This window comes from Brevundimonas sp. TWP2-3-4b2 (genome assembly GCF_049897345.1).
GTDB lineage: Bacteria > Pseudomonadota > Alphaproteobacteria > Caulobacterales > Caulobacteraceae > Brevundimonas.
In genome coordinates, this window is record NZ_JAFCWB010000005.1 from 74,177 (window position 1) to 98,287 (window position 24,111).

At 66.3% G+C, this 24,111-nt stretch carries 28 protein-coding genes and 1 tRNA gene; 10 read left to right on the forward strand and 19 right to left on the reverse strand.

Features of this window, described 5'->3' with window-relative positions; genetic code table 11:
• Positions 1-4 precede the first annotated feature (4 nt).
• The 11 genes from ACP7AS_RS11375 to ACP7AS_RS11425 all read right to left on the reverse strand — a co-directional run bounded on the left by ACP7AS_RS11375 (position 5) and on the right by ACP7AS_RS11425 (position 9,931).
• Positions 5-985, reverse strand: a complete 981-nt coding sequence (locus ACP7AS_RS11375; protein WP_426028983.1) for a type II secretion system F family protein — start codon at positions 983-985, stop codon at positions 5-7.
• 10 nt (positions 986-995) lie between these two features.
• The gene (locus ACP7AS_RS11380; protein WP_426028984.1) at positions 996-1,973 is read right to left on the reverse strand and encodes a type II secretion system F family protein; all 978 of its coding nucleotides are present in this window, start codon (positions 1,971-1,973) and stop codon (positions 996-998) included.
• A gap of 6 nt (positions 1,974-1,979) precedes the next feature.
• The gene (locus ACP7AS_RS11385; RefSeq protein ID WP_426028985.1) at positions 1,980-3,602 is read right to left on the reverse strand and encodes a CpaF family protein; all 1,623 of its coding nucleotides are present in this window, start codon (positions 3,600-3,602) and stop codon (positions 1,980-1,982) included.
• A 3-nt stretch (positions 3,603-3,605) separates the two neighbouring features.
• On the reverse strand, positions 3,606-5,165 hold the full coding sequence (locus ACP7AS_RS11390; protein WP_426028986.1) for an AAA family ATPase: 1,560 nt from the start codon (positions 5,163-5,165) through the stop codon (positions 3,606-3,608).
• Positions 5,166-5,169: 4 nt separating this feature from the next.
• Complete coding sequence (locus ACP7AS_RS11395) at positions 5,170-5,841, reverse strand: CpaD family pilus assembly protein (protein ID WP_426028987.1); 672 nt, start codon at positions 5,839-5,841, stop codon at positions 5,170-5,172.
• Between the two features lie 11 nt (positions 5,842-5,852).
• Entirely contained in the window at positions 5,853-7,280 is a 1,428-nt protein-coding gene (locus ACP7AS_RS11400) for a type II and III secretion system protein family protein (RefSeq protein WP_426028988.1), read from the reverse strand.
• On the reverse strand, positions 7,277-8,191 hold the full coding sequence (gene cpaB, locus ACP7AS_RS11405) for a Flp pilus assembly protein CpaB (protein ID WP_426028989.1): 915 nt from the start codon (positions 8,189-8,191) through the stop codon (positions 7,277-7,279). The genes ACP7AS_RS11400 and cpaB overlap by 4 nt, the downstream gene beginning before the upstream one ends.
• A gap of 104 nt (positions 8,192-8,295) precedes the next feature.
• Positions 8,296-8,808 carry an A24 family peptidase gene (locus ACP7AS_RS11410; protein ID WP_426028990.1) on the reverse strand — a complete coding sequence of 171 codons (513 nt, stop codon included), beginning with the start codon at positions 8,806-8,808 and terminating at the stop codon, positions 8,296-8,298.
• Between the two features lie 116 nt (positions 8,809-8,924).
• The gene (locus ACP7AS_RS11415) at positions 8,925-9,104 is read right to left on the reverse strand and encodes a Flp family type IVb pilin (protein ID WP_426028991.1); all 180 of its coding nucleotides are present in this window, start codon (positions 9,102-9,104) and stop codon (positions 8,925-8,927) included.
• A 224-nt stretch (positions 9,105-9,328) separates the two neighbouring features.
• Complete coding sequence (locus ACP7AS_RS11420; protein ID WP_426028992.1) at positions 9,329-9,508, reverse strand: Flp family type IVb pilin; 180 nt, start codon at positions 9,506-9,508, stop codon at positions 9,329-9,331.
• A 243-nt stretch (positions 9,509-9,751) separates the two neighbouring features.
• A complete protein-coding gene (locus tag ACP7AS_RS11425) occupies positions 9,752-9,931 on the reverse strand; it encodes a Flp family type IVb pilin (protein ID WP_426028993.1) in 180 nt (59 codons plus the stop codon).
• Between the two features lie 266 nt (positions 9,932-10,197).
• On the opposite strand from ACP7AS_RS11425, the gene ACP7AS_RS11430 reads away from it, so the two are divergent.
• From ACP7AS_RS11430 to ACP7AS_RS11440, 3 genes are read left to right on the forward strand one after another with little or no spacing between them, the layout of a single operon-like run.
• Positions 10,198-10,629, forward strand: a complete 432-nt coding sequence (locus tag ACP7AS_RS11430; RefSeq protein ID WP_426028994.1) for a pilus assembly protein N-terminal domain-containing protein — start codon at positions 10,198-10,200, stop codon at positions 10,627-10,629.
• A gap of 14 nt (positions 10,630-10,643) precedes the next feature.
• Positions 10,644-11,192, forward strand: coding sequence for a TadE/TadG family type IV pilus assembly protein (locus tag ACP7AS_RS11435; RefSeq protein WP_426028995.1), 549 nt, complete (start codon positions 10,644-10,646; stop codon positions 11,190-11,192).
• Positions 11,189-11,725 carry a TadE/TadG family type IV pilus assembly protein gene (locus ACP7AS_RS11440; protein ID WP_426028996.1) on the forward strand — a complete coding sequence of 179 codons (537 nt, stop codon included), beginning with the start codon at positions 11,189-11,191 and terminating at the stop codon, positions 11,723-11,725. The genes ACP7AS_RS11435 and ACP7AS_RS11440 overlap by 4 nt, the downstream gene beginning before the upstream one ends.
• Here ACP7AS_RS11440 and ACP7AS_RS11445 read toward each other — a convergent pair.
• The 7 genes from ACP7AS_RS11445 to tsaD all read right to left on the reverse strand — a co-directional run bounded on the left by ACP7AS_RS11445 (position 11,722) and on the right by tsaD (position 17,974).
• Positions 11,722-13,020 carry an anthranilate synthase component I family protein gene (locus tag ACP7AS_RS11445; protein WP_426028997.1) on the reverse strand — a complete coding sequence of 433 codons (1,299 nt, stop codon included), beginning with the start codon at positions 13,018-13,020 and terminating at the stop codon, positions 11,722-11,724. The genes ACP7AS_RS11440 and ACP7AS_RS11445 overlap by 4 nt on opposite strands.
• The gene (locus tag ACP7AS_RS11450; RefSeq protein ID WP_426028998.1) at positions 13,017-13,796 is read right to left on the reverse strand and encodes a tyrosine-protein phosphatase; all 780 of its coding nucleotides are present in this window, start codon (positions 13,794-13,796) and stop codon (positions 13,017-13,019) included. Before ACP7AS_RS11450 ends, ACP7AS_RS11445 begins: the two co-directional genes overlap by 4 nt.
• A 46-nt stretch (positions 13,797-13,842) precedes the next feature.
• Entirely contained in the window at positions 13,843-14,145 is a 303-nt protein-coding gene (locus tag ACP7AS_RS11455) for a winged helix-turn-helix domain-containing protein (RefSeq protein WP_426028999.1), read from the reverse strand.
• Between the two features lie 2 nt (positions 14,146-14,147).
• Positions 14,148-14,771, reverse strand: a complete 624-nt coding sequence (locus ACP7AS_RS11460) for a hypothetical protein (protein WP_426029000.1) — start codon at positions 14,769-14,771, stop codon at positions 14,148-14,150.
• A 607-nt stretch (positions 14,772-15,378) separates the two neighbouring features.
• A complete protein-coding gene (locus ACP7AS_RS11465; RefSeq protein ID WP_426029001.1) occupies positions 15,379-15,783 on the reverse strand; it encodes a Rieske (2Fe-2S) protein in 405 nt (134 codons plus the stop codon).
• Positions 15,780-16,778: an NAD(P)H-dependent glycerol-3-phosphate dehydrogenase gene (locus ACP7AS_RS11470; RefSeq protein ID WP_426029002.1), complete on the reverse strand. Its 999-nt coding sequence runs from the start codon at positions 16,776-16,778 to the stop codon at positions 15,780-15,782. The genes ACP7AS_RS11465 and ACP7AS_RS11470 overlap by 4 nt, the downstream gene beginning before the upstream one ends.
• An 8-nt stretch (positions 16,779-16,786) precedes the next feature.
• Positions 16,787-17,974, reverse strand: a complete 1,188-nt coding sequence (gene tsaD, locus ACP7AS_RS11475) for a tRNA (adenosine(37)-N6)-threonylcarbamoyltransferase complex transferase subunit TsaD (RefSeq protein WP_426029039.1) — start codon at positions 17,972-17,974, stop codon at positions 16,787-16,789.
• Positions 17,975-18,017: 43 nt separating this feature from the next.
• On the opposite strand from tsaD, the gene hemC reads away from it, so the two are divergent.
• The 6 genes from hemC (at position 18,018) to ACP7AS_RS11505 (ending at position 22,731) form a co-directional block, all read left to right on the forward strand.
• Positions 18,018-18,968, forward strand: coding sequence for a hydroxymethylbilane synthase (gene hemC, locus ACP7AS_RS11480; RefSeq protein WP_426029003.1), 951 nt, complete (start codon positions 18,018-18,020; stop codon positions 18,966-18,968).
• 20 nt (positions 18,969-18,988) lie between these two features.
• Positions 18,989-19,645 (forward strand): uroporphyrinogen-III synthase, encoded by a 657-nt coding sequence (locus ACP7AS_RS11485; protein WP_426029040.1) that lies wholly within the window; start codon positions 18,989-18,991, stop codon positions 19,643-19,645.
• 42 nt (positions 19,646-19,687) lie between these two features.
• A tRNA-Thr gene (locus tag ACP7AS_RS11490) sits at positions 19,688-19,763 on the forward strand.
• A gap of 249 nt (positions 19,764-20,012) precedes the next feature.
• On the forward strand, positions 20,013-22,088 hold the full coding sequence (locus tag ACP7AS_RS11495; RefSeq protein WP_426029004.1) for an ATP-binding protein: 2,076 nt from the start codon (positions 20,013-20,015) through the stop codon (positions 22,086-22,088).
• Positions 22,076-22,462 carry a response regulator gene (locus tag ACP7AS_RS11500; RefSeq protein ID WP_426029005.1) on the forward strand — a complete coding sequence of 129 codons (387 nt, stop codon included), beginning with the start codon at positions 22,076-22,078 and terminating at the stop codon, positions 22,460-22,462. The genes ACP7AS_RS11495 and ACP7AS_RS11500 overlap by 13 nt, the downstream gene beginning before the upstream one ends.
• Complete coding sequence (locus ACP7AS_RS11505) at positions 22,459-22,731, forward strand: Hpt domain-containing protein (RefSeq protein ID WP_426029006.1); 273 nt, start codon at positions 22,459-22,461, stop codon at positions 22,729-22,731. The genes ACP7AS_RS11500 and ACP7AS_RS11505 overlap by 4 nt, the downstream gene beginning before the upstream one ends.
• Here the strand turns inward: ACP7AS_RS11505 and ACP7AS_RS11510 are convergent.
• Positions 22,728-23,366 carry a response regulator gene (locus ACP7AS_RS11510; RefSeq protein WP_426029007.1) on the reverse strand — a complete coding sequence of 213 codons (639 nt, stop codon included), beginning with the start codon at positions 23,364-23,366 and terminating at the stop codon, positions 22,728-22,730. The genes ACP7AS_RS11505 and ACP7AS_RS11510 overlap by 4 nt on opposite strands.
• A gap of 189 nt (positions 23,367-23,555) precedes the next feature.
• On the opposite strand from ACP7AS_RS11510, the gene ACP7AS_RS11515 reads away from it, so the two are divergent.
• Positions 23,556-24,089 carry a DUF4402 domain-containing protein gene (locus tag ACP7AS_RS11515; protein WP_426029008.1) on the forward strand — a complete coding sequence of 178 codons (534 nt, stop codon included), beginning with the start codon at positions 23,556-23,558 and terminating at the stop codon, positions 24,087-24,089.
• Positions 24,090-24,111: the final 22 nt, after the last annotated feature.

Genomic DNA, 24,111 nt, shown 5'->3' on the forward strand with positions numbered 1-24,111 from the left:
TCGGTCAGCCGCCCTTGGCCATCGTGTCCTGGATGCTGATGATCGCCGGCGTCAGGATGACGATGAACAGCACCGGCAGGAAGAACAGGATCATCGGCACGGTCAGTTTGGCGGGCAGGGCGGCGGCCTTCTTCTCGGCGGCCGACAGCCGCATCTCGCGGTTTTCCTTGGCCATGGTGCGCAGGGCCGACCCCAACGGCGTGCCATAGGTTTCGGCCTGGGTCATGGCGGTGGCCACGGACTTGACCCCGGGATGGTTGGTGCGTTTGGCCAGCCCCTCATAGGCCATGCGCCGGTCGGGCAGATAGCTGAGCTCGGCCGACAGCAGGGTCATTTCCTCGGCCAGATCGATGGACGAACCGCCGATCTCCTGGCTGACTTTCTGGATCGCCGCCTCGATCGACATGCCGGCCTCGACGCAGATCAGCAGCAGATCCAGCGCGTCCGGGAAGGCTTGCATGATCGAGGCGCGGCGCTGGGAAATGCGGTTGGCCAGGAAGATGTTGGGCGCATAGAAGCCGATCACCGCCGCCACCATGGTCATGGTCACCCGAACCATGACCGCCAGACCGAAGTCGTTGAAAACGAACAGGTAGAAGGCGGTGATCGCGAGGAAGACAAACGGCATGGAGAAGCGGAAGAAATAGAAGGTCGTCAGCGGCTTGGGCCCGCGGTACCCGGCCTGGGCCATCTGGTCGGCGACCTTGGGATCCTCGAGCAGCTTGGTCAGGTTCAGCCGTTCGACGACCCGCTTCTTGAAGCCTTCGTCCGTATGGCGAAGCTGCTGGGGACCGGTATTCTGGGTCGCGATCGCCTGCCGCGAGCGGCGCTTCAGCTCCTCGCGGCGCACCGCAACGGCCTGCATCCGGGACTCCAGCTTCACACCGCCGCCGAACGACCCGAGCAGGGTCACCAGCGTGGCGAACACCAGCACGCCCACGCCGAGGCTCAGCAGGTTCTGGACGTTGGTGAAGAAATCAATCACGGGCCGGTTCCTAGAACTTGAAGGCGATCATTTTCTTCATCACGAACACGCCGAAGCTCATCATCGCCACGGCGATGAACAGCATGAACTGCCCCCGCGGGTCGGTGAACAGCTTGGCCATGTAGGCGGGGGTGGTGACGCTGACGAGGATCATCACGGCGGGGGGCAGTGAGCCGATGATGCCGGCCGAGGCCGTGGCTTCGGACGACAGCGCCTTGATCTTCTCGCCCATCATCTTGCGGGCACGCAGGACGACCGAAAGATTGTTCAGCGCCTCGGCCAGGTTACCGCCTGTCTTCTGCTGGATGGCGATGACGATGGCGAAGAATTTCAACTCGGGCGTCGGCATGCGCTCGTACATCTTGTCCAGGGCCTGGGCGAGGGTCAGGCCCACACCGACTCCCTCCACCAGCTTCTGGAACTCTGCGCCCAGCGGCTGGGGGCTCTCGCGGGCGATGATCTTGAAACACTCGTGAACGGGCAGGCCCGACTTGATGCCGCGCACGATGACATCGACGGCGTCGGCAAAATGGCTCGAGAATTTCTTGCGGCGACGTTTGCCCAGCATTCCGACCCACCAGCGCGGCAAGCCCAGGCCGACGACAAAGGCCGCCCCGAGGGCAATGAAGATGTTCAGGCCGAACATCAGCGGCAGCAGGAAGCCGACCAGGCCGAGCACGCCGTTGGCGATCCAGAAGGTCGACACCTTGGTGCCCATCCCGGCCTGTTTCAGCTTGGCCGACAGGCTGATGCGCGCCTTTCGTTCGGCGCGCTCCGATTCCTGCAGCTGCTGCATGATCTGTTTGCGGCGGGCTTCCGGGGTGTTGGCGGCGGCGGCTTTCTTGGCGGCCGCATTGTTCTGTTTGGGCCCGCCGAAGCCCTCGGCCCGCTTGAGGGCGACGTCGGTGGAGTCGCCGCCGCCGACGAAGGCCCAGCCCAGGCCACCGATGGTGATGAAGGCCAGGACGGCTGCGAGGATGGGAAGCATGGCCGCCTACTCCGCCGCGTCGAGGGCTTCCGCCAGCTCGCGCTCAAGGCCGTAATAGCGCGCCCGGTCCCAGAAGCGCGGGCGCGCGATGCCGGTCGAGCGGTGGCGGCCGATGATCTTGCCGTTCTCGTCCTCGCCGGTGATCTCGTAGACGAACAGGTCCTGGGTGACGATCACGTCGCCCTCCAGCCCGACCACCTCGGTGATGTGGGTGATGCGGCGCGAGCCGTCGCGCAGACGGGCGGCCTGGATGATGACGTCGACCGAGCCCACGATCATCTCGCGGATGGTCTTCGAGGGCAGGCCGTAGCCGCCCATGGTGATCATCGATTCCATCCGGCTGATGGCTTCGCGCGGGCTGTTGGCGTGCAGGGTGCCCATGGATCCGTCGTGGCCGGTGTTCATGGCCTGCAGCAGGTCAAAGGCCTCAGGGCCGCGGACCTCGCCGACGATGATCCGCTCGGGACGCATCCGCAGGCAGTTCTTGACCAGGTCGCGCATGGTGATCATGCCCTGGCCCTCGAGGTTGGGCGGGCGGGTCTCGAGGCGGACGACGTGCGGCTGCTGCAGCTGCAGTTCGGCGGCGTCCTCGCAGGTGATGACGCGTTCGGTCGGGTCGATGAAGGCGGTCAGGGTGTTCAGCAGGGTGGTCTTGCCGGAGCCCGTGCCGCCCGAGATGACCAGATTGCAGCGCGAGGCGCCGATGACGCCGAGCACCCGCGCGCCCTCGGGACTGATGGAGGCATACTCCACCAGATTCTTCATCGTCAGCTTGTCTTTCTTGAACTTCCGGATCGTCAGCGTCGGGCCGTCGATGGCCAGCGGCGGCGCGATGACGTTGACGCGGCTGCCGTCGGGCAGGCGGGCGTCGCAGATCGGGGAGCTTTCGTCGACGCGCCGGCCGACCTGGGACACGATCCGCTGGCAGATGTTCATCAGCTGGGCGTTATCGCGGAAGCGGACGTTGGTCAGCTGAACCTTGCCGTTCACCTCGATGAAGACCCGGCCGGCCCCGTTGACCATGATGTCGGCGATGTCGTCGCGCGCCAGCAAGGGTTCGAGCGGGCCATAGCCGAGGACGTCGTTGACGATGTCCTGGACCAGATGCTCCTGCTCGGCCACCGACATCGAGACGTTCTTGATCGCCACCAGTTCGGCGACGATGTCGCGGATCTCCTCCGACGCCGCCTTGGTATCGAGCTGGGCCAGCTGGGCCAGGTCGATGGTGTTCATCAGGGCGTTGAAGATGGTCGTCTTGGTGGCGTGGTAATAGTCCGACTGCTCGCGGACGATCTCGGCCACGGCCTGGGCCTTCTTCAGCTGCTCATAGCCGGGCGTGGCCTTGGGGCCGGGACCTTTCGAGGGTGCCGGAGCCTCGCCGGACGGCTTCGGGCGCATGGCCAGGGCATCCAGCCGGTCCGCGGCGGGTGAGGCCGGTTTCGCGGCATAGGATTCGGCCTTGCGCGCCGCCGTCTGTACCTGTTCGGCTGTCTGTTCGCCGCCGAAGGCGAAGGCCTCGGTCTGGATGCCGGGTGCGGGCTGCGCGGTCGGCGCAGGTTGAGCCGCGGGCGCGGCGGGGCGCGGCGCCGTCGCGACAGTTCCTGGCTGACCTGTGCGCTTGCCGAACACGCGTCAGGACTTCTTCTTGAACAGGCCGCTGAATATCGACTTGCCTTCGACCCTCGCCTTGGGGCCCGTCAGCATCGGCAATTCCCGACGCGAGACGATCTGGGCCAGGGTCTGGAAGGCCTCGGCCGCCTTGGACTTGGCTCCGGCGTCGAGGATCATCTGGCCGTTGTTGGCGGCGGCACCGAAGGTCTTGGGATCGAACGGAATGATCAGGCTGGGGTGCACCCCGAGGGCCGCGCCGAAATCCTTGGCCAGAATTTCGGGCCGCCCGGGCACGCCGACCTGGTTCAGCACCAGCCGGGGCGGCGCGTCATTGGGGCGGCCCTGTTTGATCAGATCGATCATGTTCTTGGCATTGCGCAGCGAGGCGAGGTCCGGCGTCGCGACGATGACGACCTCGTCCGCGGCGATCAGGGTTCGCCGCATCCAGCCCGACCACAGATGGGGCAGGTCCAGAACGACGAACGGAGCGGTCGAGCGGATCTGGGTGGTGACCTCCTCGAACGCCTCGGGTGAAATGTCCCAGTCGACGTCCAGCGTCGCCGGGGCCGCGAACAGGCTGAGCTTGTCGGTGCAGCGAACCATCATCCGGTCCAGAAGCACGGGATCGAGACGGTCGGGCTGGCTGAGCGCGTCGGCGACGCCGCTGAGCGGGTCCTGATTGAAGTCCAGCCCGGCGGTGCCGAACGGCAGATCGTAGTCGACGATGACCGTGTTGGCGCCGATCCGCTCGCTCATCGCATAGGCGGTGTTATGAGCGACCGAGCTGGAGCCCGTGCCGCCGCGGGCGCCGACGAAGGCGATCGAGCGACCGACGAAGGGCTGGGCCGGATCGGCGAACAGGCCGCCGATCGCGGCGATCAGCTGCAAGGGCTGGAGCGGTGCAACCAGATATTCGCTGACGCCGCGACGCATCAGCTCGCGGAACAGAAGGATGTCGTTGGTCGCACCGACGACGACGACCTTGGTGCCGGAATCGCAGACCTCGGCCAGCTGGTCGACTTCCCACAGCAGGGTCTGCGGGTCCTTCATGCATTCGACCACGATCAACGGCGGGGTCGGCTCGTGCTGATAGGCCTCGACGGCGGCGGCGACACCGCCGACGCGGATCTGGGTTGTGGCGCGCGACAGGCGGCGGTCCTGACCGGCCCGTTCGGCGGCGGCCAGGGTGTCCTGACGCTCGGCGAAGACGTGGATGGCGATGCGCGGCACCGACACTTCGGCGGCGTGGGGACCGCCCAGCGCAGGCGGCGAAAAGGCTGAGGCGGCCCCGGCGACCAGGTCGCCGACGGGATTGAACCCGCTCGCGGCGGTGACGGGCGCGACATCGATATCGCGCGGCGGATGGAGGGGTTCGGCCTCCGCGAAGACCGTGGAAGGTGTCGTGAACTGGAGCGGCGGACGCTGCTCGATGACGGTCTCGCCGGAGACGATTGCGCCGTCCTCGATGTCTGTGATTTCGGCAGAAACCTCGGCGGCGGCTTCGGGCGTGACATAGCCCATGTCGAGATCGAACTCGTCGTCGAACTCGTCGAAGGGCTGAGGGGCGAAGGCGTTCGTCATTACGCTATTCCACGGCCCTTGCGATCTGGCCGTTCACCAGGGGCTCCTGCGGCGTCGAACTGGCCTGCCCCTTGCGGTAGTTGTCGAAGACCACGGCCGCCCGCCCGGAGTCGGCCGGCGTCATGGCCCGCGCCCCCATGATGTCGCGCGGATTTGCGATCTGGGCGGCCATATTGGCGTTGATGGCACACCCCAGGCTGCCCGTGCTCTGGTTTGAGAAGCGGGGCCCGGCGTTGCGTGCAACGCTGGAGCAGTCGGGCACCGCGGCGCGTACGGTTTCAAAGCTTGCCAGAACCGGAGCGCGGGGATCGGGTGCGTTGTAGGCCGCCATCTGAATCTGCTCGCCCGGAACGCCGGCGGCCTGAAGGGCTGCGCGAACGGCATAGGCCTGTCCGGCGGCCGCAGCATCCTCACCGGACGGGGCCTCGACCTTGATCCAGCCCTGACCGGACGCGCCATAGCGGGCGGCGAGCTGACCCACCGCGTCCCGCTGATTGTCCGACAGGCCCGCGTCGTGCACCGCGAGCGCGATGCGGTCGAGGCCAGGCTCGACCTGCAGGCTGAACCGCGTGAGCGGCGTCATCGGGGCCGAAGGGTCGCTGCCCATCATGGGCGCGCAGCCCGCAGCGCTGAGGCCGAGAGCGAGGACCAGTATGGCGGAAGCAGAGGCGCGCATCATCGGACTCCTCATTCGATCACATAGCCGACGGGTCCGCTCCAGCCCGCGCTGGACGCGGCCGTTGCGGTGCCGGTGGGCCGGTACTGCTGGTTCAGCTGCCCGAAAAGCATCGTCTGGGCGTCGTTGGCGATCACCAGGCCGTCGGCCGGTGTCTGCAGCCGGCCGGGCGAGGTCGGGGAGACGATGTAGGCCTCGATGATGATCACCAGCTCGGTTTCGCCTGAGAGATAATCCCGCGAGCGGAACAGGGCCCCCAGCACGGGCAGGCTGCCGATGCCGGGCAGCTGGTCGATGTTCTGGCGCGTGTCTTCGCGCAGCAAGCCCGCGATCATCATGGATCCGCCCGAGGGCAGCTCCACGGTGGACGAGGCGCGACGGACGTTCAGGGCGGGAATGACGAGCGCGTCGGCACCGGTGCCGCCGAGCGTGAAGGCACCCGCCGAAGTCAGTTCCGACACTTCGGTAGACAGCTGGAGCGAGATCCGGCCCTGGGACAGGACGATGGGGCGGAAGGCCAGACGCACGCCGAATGGCTTGAACTCGACGCCGATCGTCACCTGACCGGTGGTGGCGTCCACACTGCGTCCTGTGGGGACTGGGAATTCGCCGCCGGCCAGGAACTCGGCGTTCTCGCCATTGACCGAGGTCAGATTGGGTTCGGCCAGGATACGCACCAGACCGGCGCGTTCGAAGGCGCGGATGCTGGTGGTCAGGCTGTTGCCGTCGCCGCTCCGGTCCGCATAGTTGAGGATACCGCCGCCAAGCTGATTGCCGGACACGCCGAAGGTCGCGCCCTGGGTGAGGGAAAGGCCGTCGGCGACGTTGTTCAGCACGGCGTTGACGTCCAGCCCCAGCTGTTTGATCGCGGTGCGCTGGACCTCGATCACCCGGGCCTTGACCATGACCTGATCAGAGCCGGCGATGGTCATCATGTTGATGACCTTTTCGGGGGCCGAAACGAAGGCGCGGGCCACCTGGGCGGCCCGGTCGGCCTCGCCCGGACTATTGACCGGCCCGGTCAGGATGATGCTGTCGTTGACCGCCTCGGCGCGGACCGAGGACCCCGGCATGACGCGGCCCAGTGTGTCCTGCAGGGCAGAGACGCCGGCGTCCACCCGGATGCGCAGGGACAGGATGGTGCGGCCGGCGGCGTCCAGCACCACGGCGTCGGTTTCGCCAGGCTGAAGCCCGATGATCGTGATGCGGCGCGGTGAATGCAGCATGGCCTCGGCGACCAGGGGATTCGGCACGATCACGTCACGGGCGTCGGAAGGCAGGTCGATGGCCATCGACGAGCCGCGGGGCAGATTGATCAGCTGGGCACCGGACCCCATGGGCAGGGCTGCGCGGGACTGGGCCTGGGAGACGCCGGGCAGGGCCGGAGCCGCGGCGACGACGGTCAGACCGGCGAGGGCGATGGCAATCAGGCGTTTCATTGGACCACCACCACTTCCGGCGCACCGCCGCGGTAGACGCGGACGGCGGTTGACTGTCGGACGACCGGCGCCACCCGGCCTGACGGGCCGCCGGTGTCGGCATAGGAGCGCAGGACCAGGCTCAGTTCGCCTTCGGACTTGGCCAGGGCCAGGGCTTCGGCGTCGCGGGGGCCGACCTCGAGGGTGGCGGTGGCACCGACGACCGCCTGTTCGTCGTCGCCGGCGCGGGTCGACTGGTCGATCGCCAGGACTTTGATATTCTGCATGACGGTCGAGGACGCGAATTTCGAACGGTCGCTGTCCTGGGTGCCGACATTGCTGAGATTTGTCTCGCGGGTCAGCAGGACATCGACGCGGTCACCGGGCAGGATGAAGCCGCCGGCGGCGGTCTCTACCGTGACCCGGATGGCCATGGCGCGCATGCCGGGCTCCAGGTAGGCGGCCATATAGCCGCTGTCGCCGGCGCGGACGATCTTTCGGCTGACGATGGGCTCGCCGGCCAGGATGGGCTCGCGGACCACCGAGCCGATGTAGTCCGCCTTGGCTCCGCCGGTCGTCAGATTGTTGGCGGCGCGGGTCACGGTCGCGACGGCCCCTTCGGGCTTGTCCGCGGGCCTGGCGGCAGTGGCTTCGGCCGCGGGAAGGGGCACAGAACCGTCGGTGATGAAGGCCGGGTTGACCTCGTCGACAGGCCAGTCCTTCCAGTCCAGATCGCCTTCGGCCAGGCGCTGGCCGGGCTGCAGGTCCTTGGCCGCGACCAGCACCTTGGCCATGGGGCGCGCGGGAACAGCGGCGGCGGCGGCCACGGCAGTCGGGGTCTTCGAGGGCGATCCCATGGCGCGCACGACCAGGGCCAGGCCGATGGCGGCCACGGCGGCGACGCAGATCACGATGATACGGGCGGGCTTCATCGACGGTCTCCGGCAGGATCGGGACGGACCGCTGAGTCGGTCCTGCGGCCCCCTACCGCCAAGGACCATGCCGGGGTGCGGGTTAACGCGGGCCTAAGTGGCGACTATCCCGCGATAAAGGCGGCCAGAAGGGGCGAGGCGGGATAGGCCATCAGCGCCCCGGCAGCGATGGCGACGCCGTAGGGAATGTCACCTCTCGGCTCCATCAGCTGCACCACCCAGCCGGGGGCTCCCAGCAGGTAGGGGCGCGAGTGGAAGCGGGCGAACAGCAGTGCCAGACAGAACAGGCCGCCCATCACCCCGGTCCACAACAGGAACATGCCGGACCCCGACAGACCGAGCCAGAGACAGGCCGCCGCCATCAGCTTGGCGTCGCCGCCGCCGATCCAGCGGAGGGCGAACATGCCGGCCCCGACGACCAGGGCCAGGGCGGCGATGCCCAGATTTGTGGCGACGGTGATCGGTGCGAGACCCACCATGAAGGCGACCGGGAAGAAGGCGAGAACCAGCAGGCCCGAGATCCAGTTGGGGATCTTCATCGAGGTCAGGTCCTTGAGGCCCGCCACGATGACGAGGGCCGGCATGACGGCGAGCAGGATCAGGGTAATGGTGTCCATACCTGCATCTGACATGGCTGCGGTTAAAACGGGGTTGCCGAAGTATCGGCGCACAGACGCCGGAAGGCCGGGACGATCGTCCCGGCCTTCCGCGCATGGTCAGGCTTCTTGCCGCGTCAGGTGCCGGCGGTTCCGCCCATACCCGTAACGACGTCATTGAACTTGCCCTTGATCGTCGTGCCCAGGGCGGTGACGGCACTGATGATGACGACTGCAATCAGCGCGGCGATCAGCCCGTACTCGATGGCTGTGGCCCCGGATTCGTCAGACAGGAAATTCGAAACGAAATTTATCATGGCTTGCTTCTCCCGAGTTGTGTGGTCCCCGCTGCCGGCCTTGCGCTGGCATCTGACAGGCCCCGAACCAGGACAGGGTCGTCGAAGCTGGGTTAAGCCTCTGCTTAAGAATTTGTTTACCCGCGCGTTTACCGAAAAGCTTGTCGGGCAGGTCGCCGCCAAAGCAAAAGGGCCGGGGCGTTCCGCCCCGGCCCTTCGCCGGTTTCAAGACGTTCGTCGGAGCCTTAGGTGCCGGCGGTGCCGCCCATGCCGGTGACGACGGCGTTGAACTTGGACTTGATGGTCGTGCCCAGGGCGGTCACGGCGGAGATGATGACGACGGCGATCAGGGCGGCGATGAGGCCGTACTCGATGGCCGTGGCACCCGACTCGTCGGACATGAATTTCGAAACGAACTTGGTCATTGGATTTCCCTCTTGATGGAATGAAGCGAGCTACTGAAACGGGGGGGAGCCGGTAGCCCGCTTGACCCCCAAACGCAGAACCGTTTTCGCCCATGTCGGTTAAATCTGCGTGGCCGGGCGTGGTTACCTTGAGGTTTACTCTAATAAATCGGACGACGACCTCGGGCCGCCGTCCGCCAAAGCAAAAGGGCCGGGGCGTTTCCGCCCCGGCCCTTCGCCGGTTTCAAGACGTTGATCGGAGCCTCAGGTTCCGGCGGTGCCGCCCATGCCGGTCACGACGGCGTTGAACTTGGACTTGATGGTCGTGCCCAGAGCGGTCACGGCGGAGATGATGACGACGGCGATCAGGGCGGCGATGAGGCCGTACTCAATGGCCGTGGCACCCGAATCGTCGGACATGAATTTTGAAACGAACTTGGTCATGGCTGAATTCCTTCTTTGTTTAAGCGAGCAATCGTTGACACCACCGGGGTCGTCGGTTTTGCCCGCTTGACCCCTCTTGCATCCTCATCATGCCGACCACGCATTAAGGACGAGTAAAACGGCGGTACTTTACGTCGATTTCTTTATTGACGCCGCGTTTACTATGATCCCGCTGCGCAACTGCATGATTTCAGACTTTGTTGAGGTTTGCAGAGCAGTGTCCGAACCACGCTCACGCGCGCGCCCGTTCACTGGAAGTCGACGCCATGACCCGCCCAACAGTCTTCACGGTCCTCACCCGAACGGGAGCCCTCCTGGCTTCGATCGGCCTGCTGTCGGTACCGGCCGTGGGTCTTGCCCAGTCGGCGCGTCTGAGCGTCGAGATCGATCAGGCTGCGCGGGTGCAGCTGCGCGGCGCGGCCGGCTCGGTCATCGTCGGCAATCCGCAGATTGCCGATGTCACGGTGGTCGACGCCAACACTCTCTACATTACGGGCAAGGGCTATGGCGTGACCGAGATCGTGGCCGTCGACGCCATCGGCCGGACGGTGTTCCAGAGCGAGGTCGTTGTCACGGACGGGGCCGGTTCGGGTCGGGTCCGGGTCTGGCGCGGCGGGCAGGCCACCGAGATGGCCTGCGCGGCCTCCTGTTCCCCGTCGATGCGCGGAACCAGTGGCCCGGGATCGCCGACACCGTAACGGCTGCGATCCCCATGCGATATCGCCCGCCATATTCGCGAGGGACGCGTCGCGGCTTCCTGTCCCGCCTGCTCGCGGCGCGGGACGGATCGGCGGCGGTTGAGTTCGGCATGGTGGCATTGCCGTTCTGCCTGATGATGTTCGCCATCCTGGAACTGGGTATGGTTTTCGTCACTGACTCCATTCTCGAAAACGCCACCATCGAGACCAGCCGGCTGGTCCGGACGGGCCAGGCCAGTGCCCAGAGCATGACGGCGGCCCAGTTCAAGACCGCCCTGTGCGGGCGGATGAGCATCTTCAGTACAGACTGCGCCACGCGGGCGACGGTCGACGTCCGGGTCATTCCGCAGTTCAACACCGTGCCGCCCGATCCGATGGCGGGCGGGACGTTCAGCACGGCGGCGCTGACCTACAGCAACGGCAGTCCGGGCGACCTCGTTCTGGTGCGCGTCTGGTATCGCCAGCCCCTTCTGACGACCTTCATGGCCCAGGGACTGTCGCGCCTGAACGACGGCGCCGCTATTCTGACGTCCACGACGGCGTTCCGGAACGAACCGGCATGACGCGCCGCGGACTTCTTTCTCGCCTTGCGGGCGACGAGAGGGGGCTCTCGGCGATCGAATTCGCCCTGCTGGCCCCGATCCTGATCGCCTTCTATTTCGGCATGGCCGAGTTCTGCCAAGGGTATATGGCCCAGAAGCGGATGGGTCACGTCTCGGCCATGGTCGCCGATCTGGTGGCCCAGGAAGAGGTCGTCGCGACGGCGAACCTGGACGATATCTTCGACATCGGCGGGCTGATCATGAAGCCCTTTTCCACGACGGCGCTGAAGCAGCGGGTGAGCAGTGTGACGCGCACGGCGGGCGTGGCCAAGGTCGTCTGGAGCCGGGGCGACGGCATGACCAGCCGGGCGGTGAACGAGGTCATCGTTCTGCCGACCGACCTGATCGCGAACGGCGAAAGCATCATCGTGTCGGAAGCGACCTATGACTATGACTCGCCGGCCGACTATCTGATGCCGGGCGTCACGCGCTTCTCGCATATCTACTATCTTCGGCCGCGCACCGTCGACAGCGTGGCCTGCTCGAACTGCTAGAGGTCGATCAGGGCCTCGCGAAGGGCGCGGATCTTGACGTCGGTTTCCGCCAGTTCCGCCGCGGGCTGGCTGTCCGCCACGATGCCGGCCCCGGCCAGGGCGCGGAAGGACCAGCCTTCGCCCGAGCGCTCAAAGGCGGCCGTCCGGATCAGCACGGAGGCCGTCATCCGTCCGTCGTCCTCGATATGGAACAGGCTGCCGCACCACGGGCCACGCGGGGGTTCGTGGACGGCGATGACCTTCATGGCCTGATGCTTGGGTGCCCCCGTGATGGAGCCGGGGGGGAAGGTCGCCCGCAACAGGTCAGCCGCCACCACGCCGCCCGCGGCGCGCCCGGAAATCGTTGACACCAGATGGTGGACGGTCGCGAGGCTTTCGATCTCGAACAGCCGTTCCACCGCCACCGATCCGGCCTCGCTGACCCGGGCCAGGTCGTTGCGCATCAGATCGACGATCATCAGGTTTTCGGCCCTGTCCTTGGCGCTGGCCTGAAGTTCGGCGGCGAGGGCGGCGTCGCGCCGGGGATCGGCATCGCGCGGCCGGGTGCCCTTGATCGGCCGGGTCTCGATCCGTCGGCTGGCCGGGTCGAAGGTCAGGAACAGTTCGGGCGAGTTGGAGACGACGGCCCGGTCGCCCAGACGCCAGAAGGCGCCGTAGGCGGCCGCCCGGTCGGCGAGACGCAGCATGACGTCGAAGGGATCCGCGCCCGGGTTCAGCGGGCCGGACCAAGCCCGTGCGATATTGGCCTGAAACAGTTCGCCGGTGCCGATCCGACCGATGACGTCGGTGACGGCGTCGACATAAGCCCGGGCCGGGGCCTCGGCCTCGAAGTGTGCGGCCGGCGCCGGCGGAGGAACCGGATCGAGGACACAGGCCAGCCAGGCCTCGGCCTGATCCGCGGCGGCGCGGGCGGAGGCGGGATCTTCGCCCCGACCGATAACGGTCACGGTGCGGTCCTGGTGATCAAACGCCAGCATGGCCGGATAGCGGGCCAGCATCAGGTCGGGCCAGACGACCGGTCGCGGACCGGTGGCGGGGCGGGCCCCGGCGTCATAGGCGATCAGGCCGACGACCCCCGTGACATAAGGGTTTGCTCCGAGCGGCGAAAATCCGCCGTCGGGATCGAGGGGGCCGACGTGGATGTGATCCGGTTCGGCGGCGACCCACGACCGGCGCCCCAAGACACCGCCGTCCGACAGCAGGGCCAGCGGACCGTCGCGATGTCTCAGGCCGTTGGCGACCGCGAGCGGATCCCGCCAGGGCCGAATGCGGGTTTCGATGCTTCGGTCGTTCACGCCGCCAGCCGCGCGCCGATGCGGTCGCGCAGGGTGGCGTCGACGCCGAGGGCCTGTTCGAGATAGGCGTCGACCGAGCCGTGGCGGGCGACGATCTCGGCGAGGGCGGTTTCCAGATAGACCGGCTCGACGCCGAGGAAGGCGACCACGGCGTCATGCGAGGCCGGGCGGCCGGTCATCGCCTCGAGCTGGCGGGCGATGCCCGGGGCGCGGCGGTCCAGATCGACCGCCGTATTGGTCAGCAGATAGTCCGCGACCATGTCGTCCGGGTGGACCCCGAGCAGATGATGCGTCAGGGAGGCCAGCATGCCGGTCCGGTCCTTGCCGGCGGCGCAGTGGATCAGGACCGGGGCCTCCGTCTCTCCGAGGGCCTGGAAATAGCGGCTGAACAGGTCCAGATGCGACGCTTCGAACGGCAGGCGGCGATAGGTGTCGGTCATGAAGCGCCGGCCGGAGTCGGGGGTCAGGTCGGCGGTCCTGAGGAAGGTGATGTGCGGGGCCTCGCCCCCGTCGTCATGCCCGCTCTCGATCACCGCGCCGCTGAAGCCGGTGGGTCGCTTCGAGGGCTGGTCCCGGCGTTCCGACGGCCGGCGCAGGTCGACGATGACGCCGAGACCCAGCGCGCCGAGGCGGTCCAGATCGGCTTCGCTGACCCGGGCCTGGTGGGCCGAGCGGAACAGCCGGCCGGGCGCGACATGGCCCCCGCCCGCCGCGGCGTAATCGCCATAGTCGCGGAAATTGTCGAGGGCGTCGAAGCGGAGGATGCGGCCGGTCATGATGCCTGTCTAGACGAGCGGCCGGGCGGGAACCACCGCCACGCCGTCACACCTTGCCGACCAGTCCCTGCATGGCATCCAGATAGGCCACGAAGGCCTTGCGTCCGGCCGGGGTCATCGAGGCCTCGGTCAGGGGCTTTCGGCCCTCGAACCGTTTGGTCACGGCGACGAAGCCCGCGTCCTCCAGCTTGCGCAGATGGACCGAGAGATTGCCGTCCGTCGTCTGCAGTCGCGCCTTCAGGGTGTTGAAGTCGGCACTGTCCACGCTGGACAGGACCGCCATGATTCCCAGCCGGACCCGACCGTGGATGACCTCATCGAGGCGGTTGATATCGAAATCGTCAGCCACGCTCAGCGCCTCGCTGCACGCATCAACAGGAAGCCGGGCAGGGCCATCAGCACGAACAGGGCGGCGGCATAGGCGAGATACAGGGTCGCCTGGCCAGCCAGGGCGGCCAGCAGCGGCGCGGCCAGGAAGGAGCCCGCGGCCAGCCACCACAGGGGGCGGGACTTGAGCATGGACGCGGTCACCGCCCAGCCCAGGCCGTAGAAGACCATGATCACCGAGGGCAGCAGCCAGATCACGGTCAGAGCCGATCCGTCGCCGAGCCGGGCACCGACCACCGCCATCGAGGTTCCGAGGAAGAAGATGCCGATGCCGACGCCGGACCAGACGGCCCCCGAGGCGCGGTTGGCCAGGGTGACGACACCCCCCTCGTTCCGTCTGCGCACGGTGAGAACGGTCAGGGTGGCCAGGAACACCAGGGTGGCGATGCCCCACAGGCCGCCGAAGACCGCCGGCGGCAGGGCGATCAGCCCGCTGGCCACACTCCAGTGCAGCAGGCTGGCGGCCCCGAAGATCAGCCCGGCTGCCATCAGGGTCGACGCGCCACGGAAGGGCGTATCCGAACCTTCCTCGGCCAGTCGGCGCATCCAGGCGATGTCGGCGGCGGGGTCTTCGGTGGTCTCGGTCATGGCTTGATCTCCGTCTGAGCTCCCTTGGTCGCACAGTCACTTTGTAATGTAAAGTGCTTGGTTTTGGATTGACGAGGGGGGCGCGGGAGGCGTGGCGGAGCGTCCGGGCCTTCGCCCGGATGATGGAGTTTTGAATACCGTTTCGACGAAGGCAGGATGCTCCGCGCGGAGGGCGCTTCCACGTGCGCGGGGCTACGCCTCGCTGTTGACGAGTTCCCCTTCTGCAAGCGGCGGGCAGCGGCGGCGACGACTGCCTGCTGGTCCGGACGGGTATTCGGTCACCGCCCCTGGCCGACTGGACGTTGCAGCCCCGTCAGCCCGCGTCCCGATCCCCGGGAGGGGACCGGTCGCGGCCCGCTTCCTTCCGCTCCCGCCGCCGCTTCGGATCGCCGGCCGAGCGAGCCTCCCGGTGCGACGGGACCTGCGTAGTATGGGGCGGGTCTTTCCTGCGGCTGGGAGATGACGTTGGTTCAGGCTTTATATTATTATAGATCAATCGGTTAGACGAACGAATCTGCATGGCTGAGCGTTTATTGCTCGCACTCAAAACCCCGTGCATCCCCGCGGAGGCGGGGATGCACGGTTGGGAGCGGGCTCAAGCTCACTCTCACGCAGTCCGGATCACACCGTCCCGGACCGTGACCGGCCATGGCGTCAGGCGCGCGCCCGCGCAGGGGCCGCCGACGCAGTCGCCGGTCAGCGGTTTGAACACCGCTCCGTGCCAGCCGCAGAGGATCAGCGCTCCGTCCGGCACCAGATAACGGTCGAGCTCGATGGCCAGCGGAAATCCCTGGTGCGGGCAGCGGTCGACATAGCCGGCCAACTGTCCCGCCTCGCGGACCACAAAGCCGTGGAAAAAGGCCTCGCCGATCTGCAGCACGAAGCCGCGTGAGCCGGGATCGGCGATGTCGGCCTCGGCGCACAGGGCGACGTTCGCGGGCGTGGTCCAGACTCGCGCGCGCTCGGGGGGGCTTTCGGGCGCGCTTTCGGGTGGAGTGGGCGTCTCGCTCAATGCCGCTCGACCTTCAGCGGTCGGGACAGGAGGTCGTCGATCACGGCCTCGACCGTCGTCTCGCCGTTCAGCAAGGCGGCGACGGCCAGCGAAATCGGCATGTCGACGCCCATTTTTGTCGCCAGCTCACGCACGGCCGGCGCGCTTTCATAGCCTTCGGCCACCGACCGCTTGCCGGCCAGCGCCTGTTCGACCGTCTGACCCTGGCCGAGGGCGAGGCCCAGACTCATGTTGCGCGACTGCGGGCTGGAGCAGGTCAGGACCAGGTCGCCGAGGCCGCAGAGACCGGCCACGGTCTCGGCCTGGCCGCCCAGGGCGACGCCCATACGGGTCATTTCGGCGAAGCCCCGGGTGATGAGGGCGGCGTGGGCGCTGCGGCCCAGGCCCCGGCCTTCGGCCATGCCGCAGGCGATGGCCAGAACATTCTTGATGGCGCCGCCGACCTCGGCCCCGATCAGGTCGGTGGCCAGATAGGGCCGGAAGCCCGGCGCGGAGAGGGTCCACATCAGCTCTTCGCCCAAGGCGGCGTCGACGCAGGCCAGGGTGACGGCGCTGGGCAGGCCGCGGGCAACCTCGCCGGCGAAACTGGGGCCGGACAGGACCGCGGCGGGGGCCTGCGGCAGGGTCTCGGCCAGGACGTCGGTCATCAGCTTCAGGGAGCCGCGCTCAATCCCCTTCGAACACAGGATCACCGGGACTCCGGGCCGGTGATGCGCCGCGAAGGCCGCGAGGGTGGACCGCATATGCTGGGCCGGGGGCACGGCCAGAATGACGTCGCAGGATCCGAGGTCGGCCAGATCGGCGGTCACCGAGATCCGGTCGTCGAGGGTGATCCCGGGCAGGAAGGCCTCATTGACGCGGCGGTCGCGGATGCTCTCGACCACTTCGGGCTCGCGCGCCTGGAGGCGGACGTCGAGTCCGGCCCGGCTCACGACCTGGGCCAGGGCGGTGCCCCAGGCACCGGCGCCGATCACGCCCGCTGTCTTGAATTGCATGGTCTTCCTCAGGCCTTGGCACCCTTGCGGCCCGGCGGATGGACCGGGTCGGCGAGCGCACTCTGTTCGTCCAGCGGCCAGCGCGGCCGGGCGGCGGTATCGATGTCGGAGGTCAGGCCCTTCTGCAAGCGCTCGGCGCCCGCCAGGGCGATCATCGCCGCATTGTCGGTGCAATAGGCCATGGGCGGTGCGAGGAAGGCGAAGCCGTTGGCGGCGGCCGTCGCCTCCAGCGTCGACCGGATGGTGCGGTTCGCGGCCACCCCGCCGGCGACGACGAAGAGTCTTTGTTGGCCTGCCGTCTCGCCCGCGGGGCGCGGTTGCTTGAGGGCGTCATCATGACTTTCCGTCCAGGCCTTCAGCGCGCGATCCGACCGCTCGCTGAGCTGGCGGGCGATGGCGGTCTGGACGGCGGCGGCGAGGTCGGCGCGGTCCTGATCCGTCTCGCAGGCCTGGGCCAGACGCGAGGCGGCCGTCTTCAGGCCGGAGAAGGAGAAGTCGCAGTCCTTGCGGCCCAGCAAGGCGCGCGGCAGCTCGATCCGCCCCCCGTCGCCTGTGGCAGCCAGCGCCTCCAGGGCGGGCCCGCCCGGATAGCCGAGCCCGAGGGCCTTGGCGATCTTGTCAAAGGCCTCGCCGGCCGCGTCGTCGATGGTCGTGCCCAGCCGGGTCATGTCGCCGATGCCGCGCACCTCCAGCAGCTGGCAATGACCGCCCGAGACCAGCAGCAGCAGGAAGGGATAGGCGACCCGGGCGCCCAGTCGCGCCGAAACGGCGTGGCCCTCGAGGTGGTTCACGGCGATCAGCGGCAGGTCGCGGGCGAGGGCGACGGCCTTGCCGAAGCTGAGACCCACCATGACGCCGCCGACCAGACCGGGTCCGGCGGTGGCGGCGACGCCGTCCAGCCCGTCCCACGACAGGCCGGCGTCCGTCATCGCCCGGCGGACCACGCCGTCGATCATCTCCACATGGCTGCGGGCCGCGATCTCCGGGACAACACCGCCATAGGCCGCATGATCGTCGATCTGGCTGTGGACCACCGACGACAGCACCGTGGCCTCTCCGTCGGCCGACAGGCGGACGACCGAGGCGGCGGTCTCGTCGCAGCTGGTCTCGATGCCGAGCACCGTCAGGGACGGGACGCAGGGGGTGGCGTCGGTTGCCCGGTTCCCTTCGCTGCTATAATCGGCAGGCCTGTCCATCGGGTCGAGGTAGCGACCCCTTTCACCCGGCGCAACGACTCTCATGTCCCACCTCGTCCGCATCGGCACCCGCCGCTCCAAACTCGCCATGACCCAGTCGGGGATGATGCAGCGCGCCATCGGCCGTGCCCTGGGCGTGGCCGACGCTGACCTGGCCGAGGCCGTGCCGCTGGTCGAGATCGTCACCACGGGCGACCGGGTCCAGGACGTGCGGCTGATGGAGATCGGCGGCAAGGCCCTGTTCACCAAGGAGATCGAGGAGGCCCTGATCGACGGTCGCGTCGATGTGGCCGTGCATTCGATGAAGGACGTCCCGGCCGAGCAGCCGTTCGGCCTGTGCATCGCCGCCGTGCCGCCGCGCGAGGATGCCCGGGACGCCTTTATCAGCGAGACTTTCGCCTCGTTCGCCGACCTGCCCGTCGGTGCGCGGCTGGGCACGGCCTCGCTGCGGCGGCAGGCCCAGGCGCTGGCCCTGCGGCCCGACCTGACCATCGAGATGCTGCGCGGCAATGTCGACACCCGCCTGCGCCGTGCGGCCGAGGGCGATTTCGACGCCATCATGCTGGCCGTGTCCGGTCTGAACCGGCTGGGCTTCGAGAGCGTGATCCGCGAACGGCTGTCCCTCGACGCCTTCCTGCCGGCGCCGGGTCAGGGGGCTCTGGCCCTGCAGACCCGCGAGGCGGATACGGGTGCCGCCTGGGTCGCGGCGCTGAACGATCCGCTCACCGCCCTTGCGGTCGCGGCGGAGCGCGGCGCGATGACGGCGCTCGAGGGATCGTGCCGCACAGCCATCGGGGCGCATGCCGAGGCCCTCGACGGCCGGCTGCGGCTGACCACCGAAATCCTGGCCCCCGACGGGTCGGCGCGCTGGCGGCGCTCGGCCGAGATGAACGATATCCACGCACCGGACGCGATGGCGCAGGCGCGGACCCTGGGCCTGACCCTGGGCGAGGCGGTCCGTGAGGCCGCCGGCGATCAGATGGTCACCTCCTGACGCCGCTGCGCCGCATCTGGATCACCCGCGCCGAGCCGGGCGCAGCGCGCACCGCCGACCGGCTGACGGCCCTGAAATTCACTCCCGTCGTCCGGCCTTTGCTGGCCGTCCACCCGATCAACGATGCCCCGCTGGACCTCGACGCGGTATCGGCCCTCGCCTTCACCAGCCAGAACGGGGTCGCCGCCTTCGCCGCGCTGAGCCCCGGGCGGGATCTGCCGGTCTTCACCGTCGGCGATGCGACGGCCGAGGCCGCGCGAGGGCAGGGGTTTCGCTCGGTCCGGTCCGCCGGCGGAGCCCTGGCCGATCTGGCGGCCCTGCTGATCGCCGAGGTCCCGCGGGACGGCTGGGTGCTGGCACCGGGTGCGCAGGAGCCGGCAGGGGACCTGTCGGCCATGGCGTCCCCGGCCATCCGGGTCAGGGCCGTGCCGGTCTATGAGACCCGGGACACGGGCGTGGCCGCGCCTGAGGTCTTTGACGCGGTCCTCGTCCATTCCGCCCGGGCCGCGCTGGCGCTGCGGTCGCGGGGGCCGTTCGCGGGGCAGGTCGCCGTCGTGCTGTCAGCCGCCGTCGCCGGGGCCCTCGGCGACGGTTCGGGGCTCGAAATCCGCGTCGCGGCCTCGCCGGACGAATCCGCCCTGCTCGCGGCGCTTGGCAAGCCCGCGCACCGCGTATAAAGAGCCCCTCTCGCGCGGGACCACGTCGTCCATCGCGCCGAGGCCGCTTTAGCTCAGCTGGTAGAGCATCGCATTCGTAATGCGGGGGTCAGGTGTTCGAGTCACCTAAGCGGCACCACCACTCCAGAGCCACTTTAACTAGGACAGCGGTAGGCGAGCGGCGGAGAGGCCGTAACGCTGGGTCGGCGCGTGGGTCCGGGCTGGGTACCTTCCGCAAGGGATGGGCTCAGCGATGGAGGCTGCCAAGCCGATTAACCGGACAGCCCTGTCGTGTTGGCTATGCAATATCTCGAGGTTTCTAGCGTTTGCTGGATCCACGATACCAAAGTCGCTTACACCATTAGGCGAAGATTGAGAGGCGTGCCGAATGATCGATAAAGCGAAGGAGCCAGTCGGCCCGACCCTGGTGGAGAATTCCCGACAGTCTAACGCTAATAGGCCTGATGAGGAAATTGAACGACTACGGGCTCTTTACGCCCTGAAAATACTGGATACGCCGCCTGAGCCGCGGTTCGATCGAATTACGCGTCTCGCGGCAAGGCTTTTTCACGCCCCGGTTGCGCTCATCAGCCTGGTCGACAGTCAAAGGCAATGGTTCAAGGCGAGGCACGGATTTGAGCCGGCTGAAGGCGCCAGAGGCGATGCCTTCTGTAACCACGCCTTGATGCTGCCGGCCAGCAGCGTCATGGTAATCGAAGACGCCACGAAAGATCCTCGGTTCGCCCGAAATCCCTACGTGAACGGTGCCGAAAACATCTCCTTCTATGCGGGCGCGGTGCTGACAACTGCAGCCGGTCACAAACTCGGTACTCTGTGTATACTCGACACCAAACCACGGCAGTTTCTCGATGAAGAACGTGCACTTTTGCAAGAACTCGGTGAGTTAGTAACCGAACAACTTGAACTAACGACTGAGAGATTTGCCGCAGACGAACAAAAGCGGTCGCTGGAGTTGGCAGAAACGGTCTCCCACACGGGCCATTGGCGTTGGACGTCTGACAACGAAATGGCTTGTTCTACAGAGGCTTGCCGCATATTTGGACTGGACCCTAACAAACCAGAAGCGTCCATTTCCTTACGTGACATCCGGGGGGCGTGGGACTCTGCTCAAAAGGCTCGACTGCACGATTTTGTGGAGGAAGTTATCGCCCAGGAGTCGGGTGACGAGTTTCATACCGTAATCTCGAGACCGGACGGAAGCGTTCGTCAGATCGCGGTCACTGCGAGACGCCAACTGGACTGTGATGGAAAGGTCGAGGTCATGTTTGGCGTGGTCCAGGATATTACGGACCGGCACCGGGAACTCGAAAGAATCAATCGCAGTGAAGAGCAATTCCGATTTCTTGCCGATAACATGGGTGATATCATCACCAGGCTGAGGCTCGACGGCTCTAGCACTTATATATCCCCCGGGATCGAGGGCTTGCTCGGCTATACTGCTGAAGAGATGGAGGGCAATCCAGCACAGGCCTTTATTCACGTCGACGATCGTGCGGACCTGTTAGCTACATTTGGGCTGATAGCATCCGGGCAGCAGCGCGCGACGCTGCAGACCCGTGCGCTGCACAAGGACGGCCGCGAAATCTGGGTCGAGTCGACCTTTCAAGCAGTGCTGGATGGGCAGGGGCGATCCCAGGAGATTATCGCGGTAATCCGCGATATGTCCGAACGTCGTGCCCTGGAAAAGAGTCTCACAGAAGCTCGAGATCGAGCGGAGGCGGCGGCGGATGCCAAATCACGCTTCTTGGCAAATATCAGCCATGAGGTCCGGACTCCCCTCACAAGCATAATCGGCTTTTCCAAGTTACTCCAGGCTCGTAAATCGCTCGGCGATGTTGAATTGCAGTGCGTCAATCGTATTTCGGTTTCTGGCCAAGCCCTGCTCACAATCATTAATGACGTACTAGACTATTCGAAGATTGAAGCGGGAGGGCTTCATTTAACTCATGAACCGTTCGATTTACGCTTGGCTTTGCAGGAAACTGCCGAGATAGTGATGGGTCAGATCGAGAGTAAAGGGCTTTCCTACTCTGCCAGCGTGGACAAGTCGGTCCCGCAATCGATCTTGGGCGACGCCGCGCGATTGAGGCAGGTGTTGCTGAACCTGTTGAGCAACGCAGCCAAGTTTACTGAACGGGGTGGCGTTGTCGTGGAGGTTCAGATGCGAAGCGCGGCTGATGACCAACCGATGGCGCGGGTCACCGTTCGTGATACCGGTATAGGTATCGATCCCGAGACCGTCGCCAAGCTATTTGAGCGATTTGTGCAGGCTGACGACTCGGCTGCTCGGCGTTACGGCGGCACCGGCCTCGGCCTCGCCATATCACGCCAGCTCCTCGAAATGATGGGTGGCCAACTGGGCGTGGATAGCGTTTTGGGAGAGGGCTCTACTTTTTGGTTTGAGCTTCCCATTCTACCGGCGGAAACAAAATGGGCGCATTAAATGTCCTTCACGTCGAGGATGACGAGAGCATCCGGGCGCTGACCGAACTGATCTTCTCGCTCGCCGCTGACGGAATTGTCCGCACGGCGGCGTCCGGCGAGGAAGCCCTCGCGGCGCTTAAGAGCGGATACAAACCTGATGTCATCCTGCTTGACGTGATGATGCCGGGCCTCGACGGCCCGACAGTGCTGGCACTCCTCCGAGAGATGCCATTGCACTCAAGCACGCCGGTGATTTTCATGACTGCCCGGGCCCATGCACGTCAGCGCGACCGTCTGCTTTCGCTAGGCGCTATAGGGGTGATCACCAAGCCATTCGATCCAACCACCCTGGCGGCCGAGATCAGGGGCTATCTAGCCGGTGCCCGTCCGTGAGCGACGCCATGGCGGCGCTTCAGCGACGGTTCCGTAGCCGGGCAGCTGCCGACCTGAACCGCATTGAGTGGTTGCGAGTCACCGAGCAGACATCAACTGACCTCCAGCGGCTCGTCCACGATCTTGCCGGGGCGGCGTGTTTGTTTGGCTATCCGGCGCTTGGTGAGGCAGCACTGGCCATTGACGATTGTTATGCGCGGGGAGAAGCCCCTGAAAGCGGCCTTTTCGATAGGCTAACCCCACTCCTTAGAGAGGCCGCCGCCGACTAATTCAGATTAGTGTTGATTAGAAATGGGCGGACGGCGAGAAGCGCCTGGCTTCGATTGTTCACGCCCAGTTTTCGGAATATCGCTGAGACATGCTGCTTGACCGTTCCCTCAGTTATATTCAAATCCGCGCCGATTTGCTTATTTAATCTTCCGTCCGCCATGGCCACAAGAATGCGGAGTTGGGCCGCGGACAGACTTGCCATCTTACCGCTGATGCTGGGCGGGCCCGTATCCGTCTCGGATGGCTCAGCGAAAGGCGCTCCGCCCCTCAGGATATCGCCGACTGAATTGACGAGGGTGCTGACCGGCTGTGCCTTGCTGAGATAGGCCGCCACGCCGAAAGTGCGCGCCATGGCGATGGAGTGCGCGTCTGCGCGCGCCGAAACAATGGCGATCGGCGTGTTCGGCAGCAATTGCTTAAGGCGAAGTAGGGCGCTGAATCCCTTCGCGTCCGGTAACATCAGGTCGAGCATAACGAGCTTGATCCTCGCCGCATTGGCCCGCGCATAAGCTTCGGCAGCTGCCGCCGAAGTGACGAGCCCAACTTCGAGATGCGGATAGGCCAGACCGATCGATAGCTGGAAACCTTCTCCAACCAGCGGATGGTCATCCACAATCATGACAATCCAGCGCATTGAATATCCCAGTAGCTATCCGCGCAATTTGTCTGCCGACTCCTATGAGCTTCGGCCAGCTAATTGAAAGTGAACCTATAACTTTAGTCCGGTTTGAGCCAATTTGGCGCTCCACGCGGTGGACAGTGTGGAGGCGGGGGCAGACTGAGCGCCAGTACCAATCGTAGTTGCCATTCCAAGGAAACCATCATGTCCAAGCTCGTTGTCGCTGCCGCCTTCGCCGTCCTGTCCTCCGCAGTGCTCGCCGCCCCCGCAATGGCCCAGTCGACGGCCTCGACCACAGGCACGGGATCGATCACCGTCATTCGCCCCCTGACGATCACCAAGAATGCCGACCTCAAGTTCGGCACCGTCGTTCGCCCGTCGACCGGTGCCGGGTCGGTTGTCGTAAGCGCTGCTGGTGCCCGCACTGTCGCCGGCGGCGTCGTCGCCTTGGCATCGGGTGATACACCTCAAGCCGCGCAATTCACCGTCGACGGCGAAGGCGGCCAGTCGATCTCGGTCACCATTCCGGCAACCTTCACAATGGCGAATGGTCTCGACAGCCTGACCGTGACCACCACCAACAACCTGGCAGGCTCCGCAGGCGCGCAAACCCTGAGCAATGCCTTGGGTTCGGCAGGCACTCTGTCCTTCCGTGTCGGAGGCAGCGTCCCGGTCGCCTCGACCACCAACACGGGTGCCTACACCGGAACCTTCACCGTCTCAGCCGCCTACAACTAAGGCAGATCGGCCGCCCCCGAGC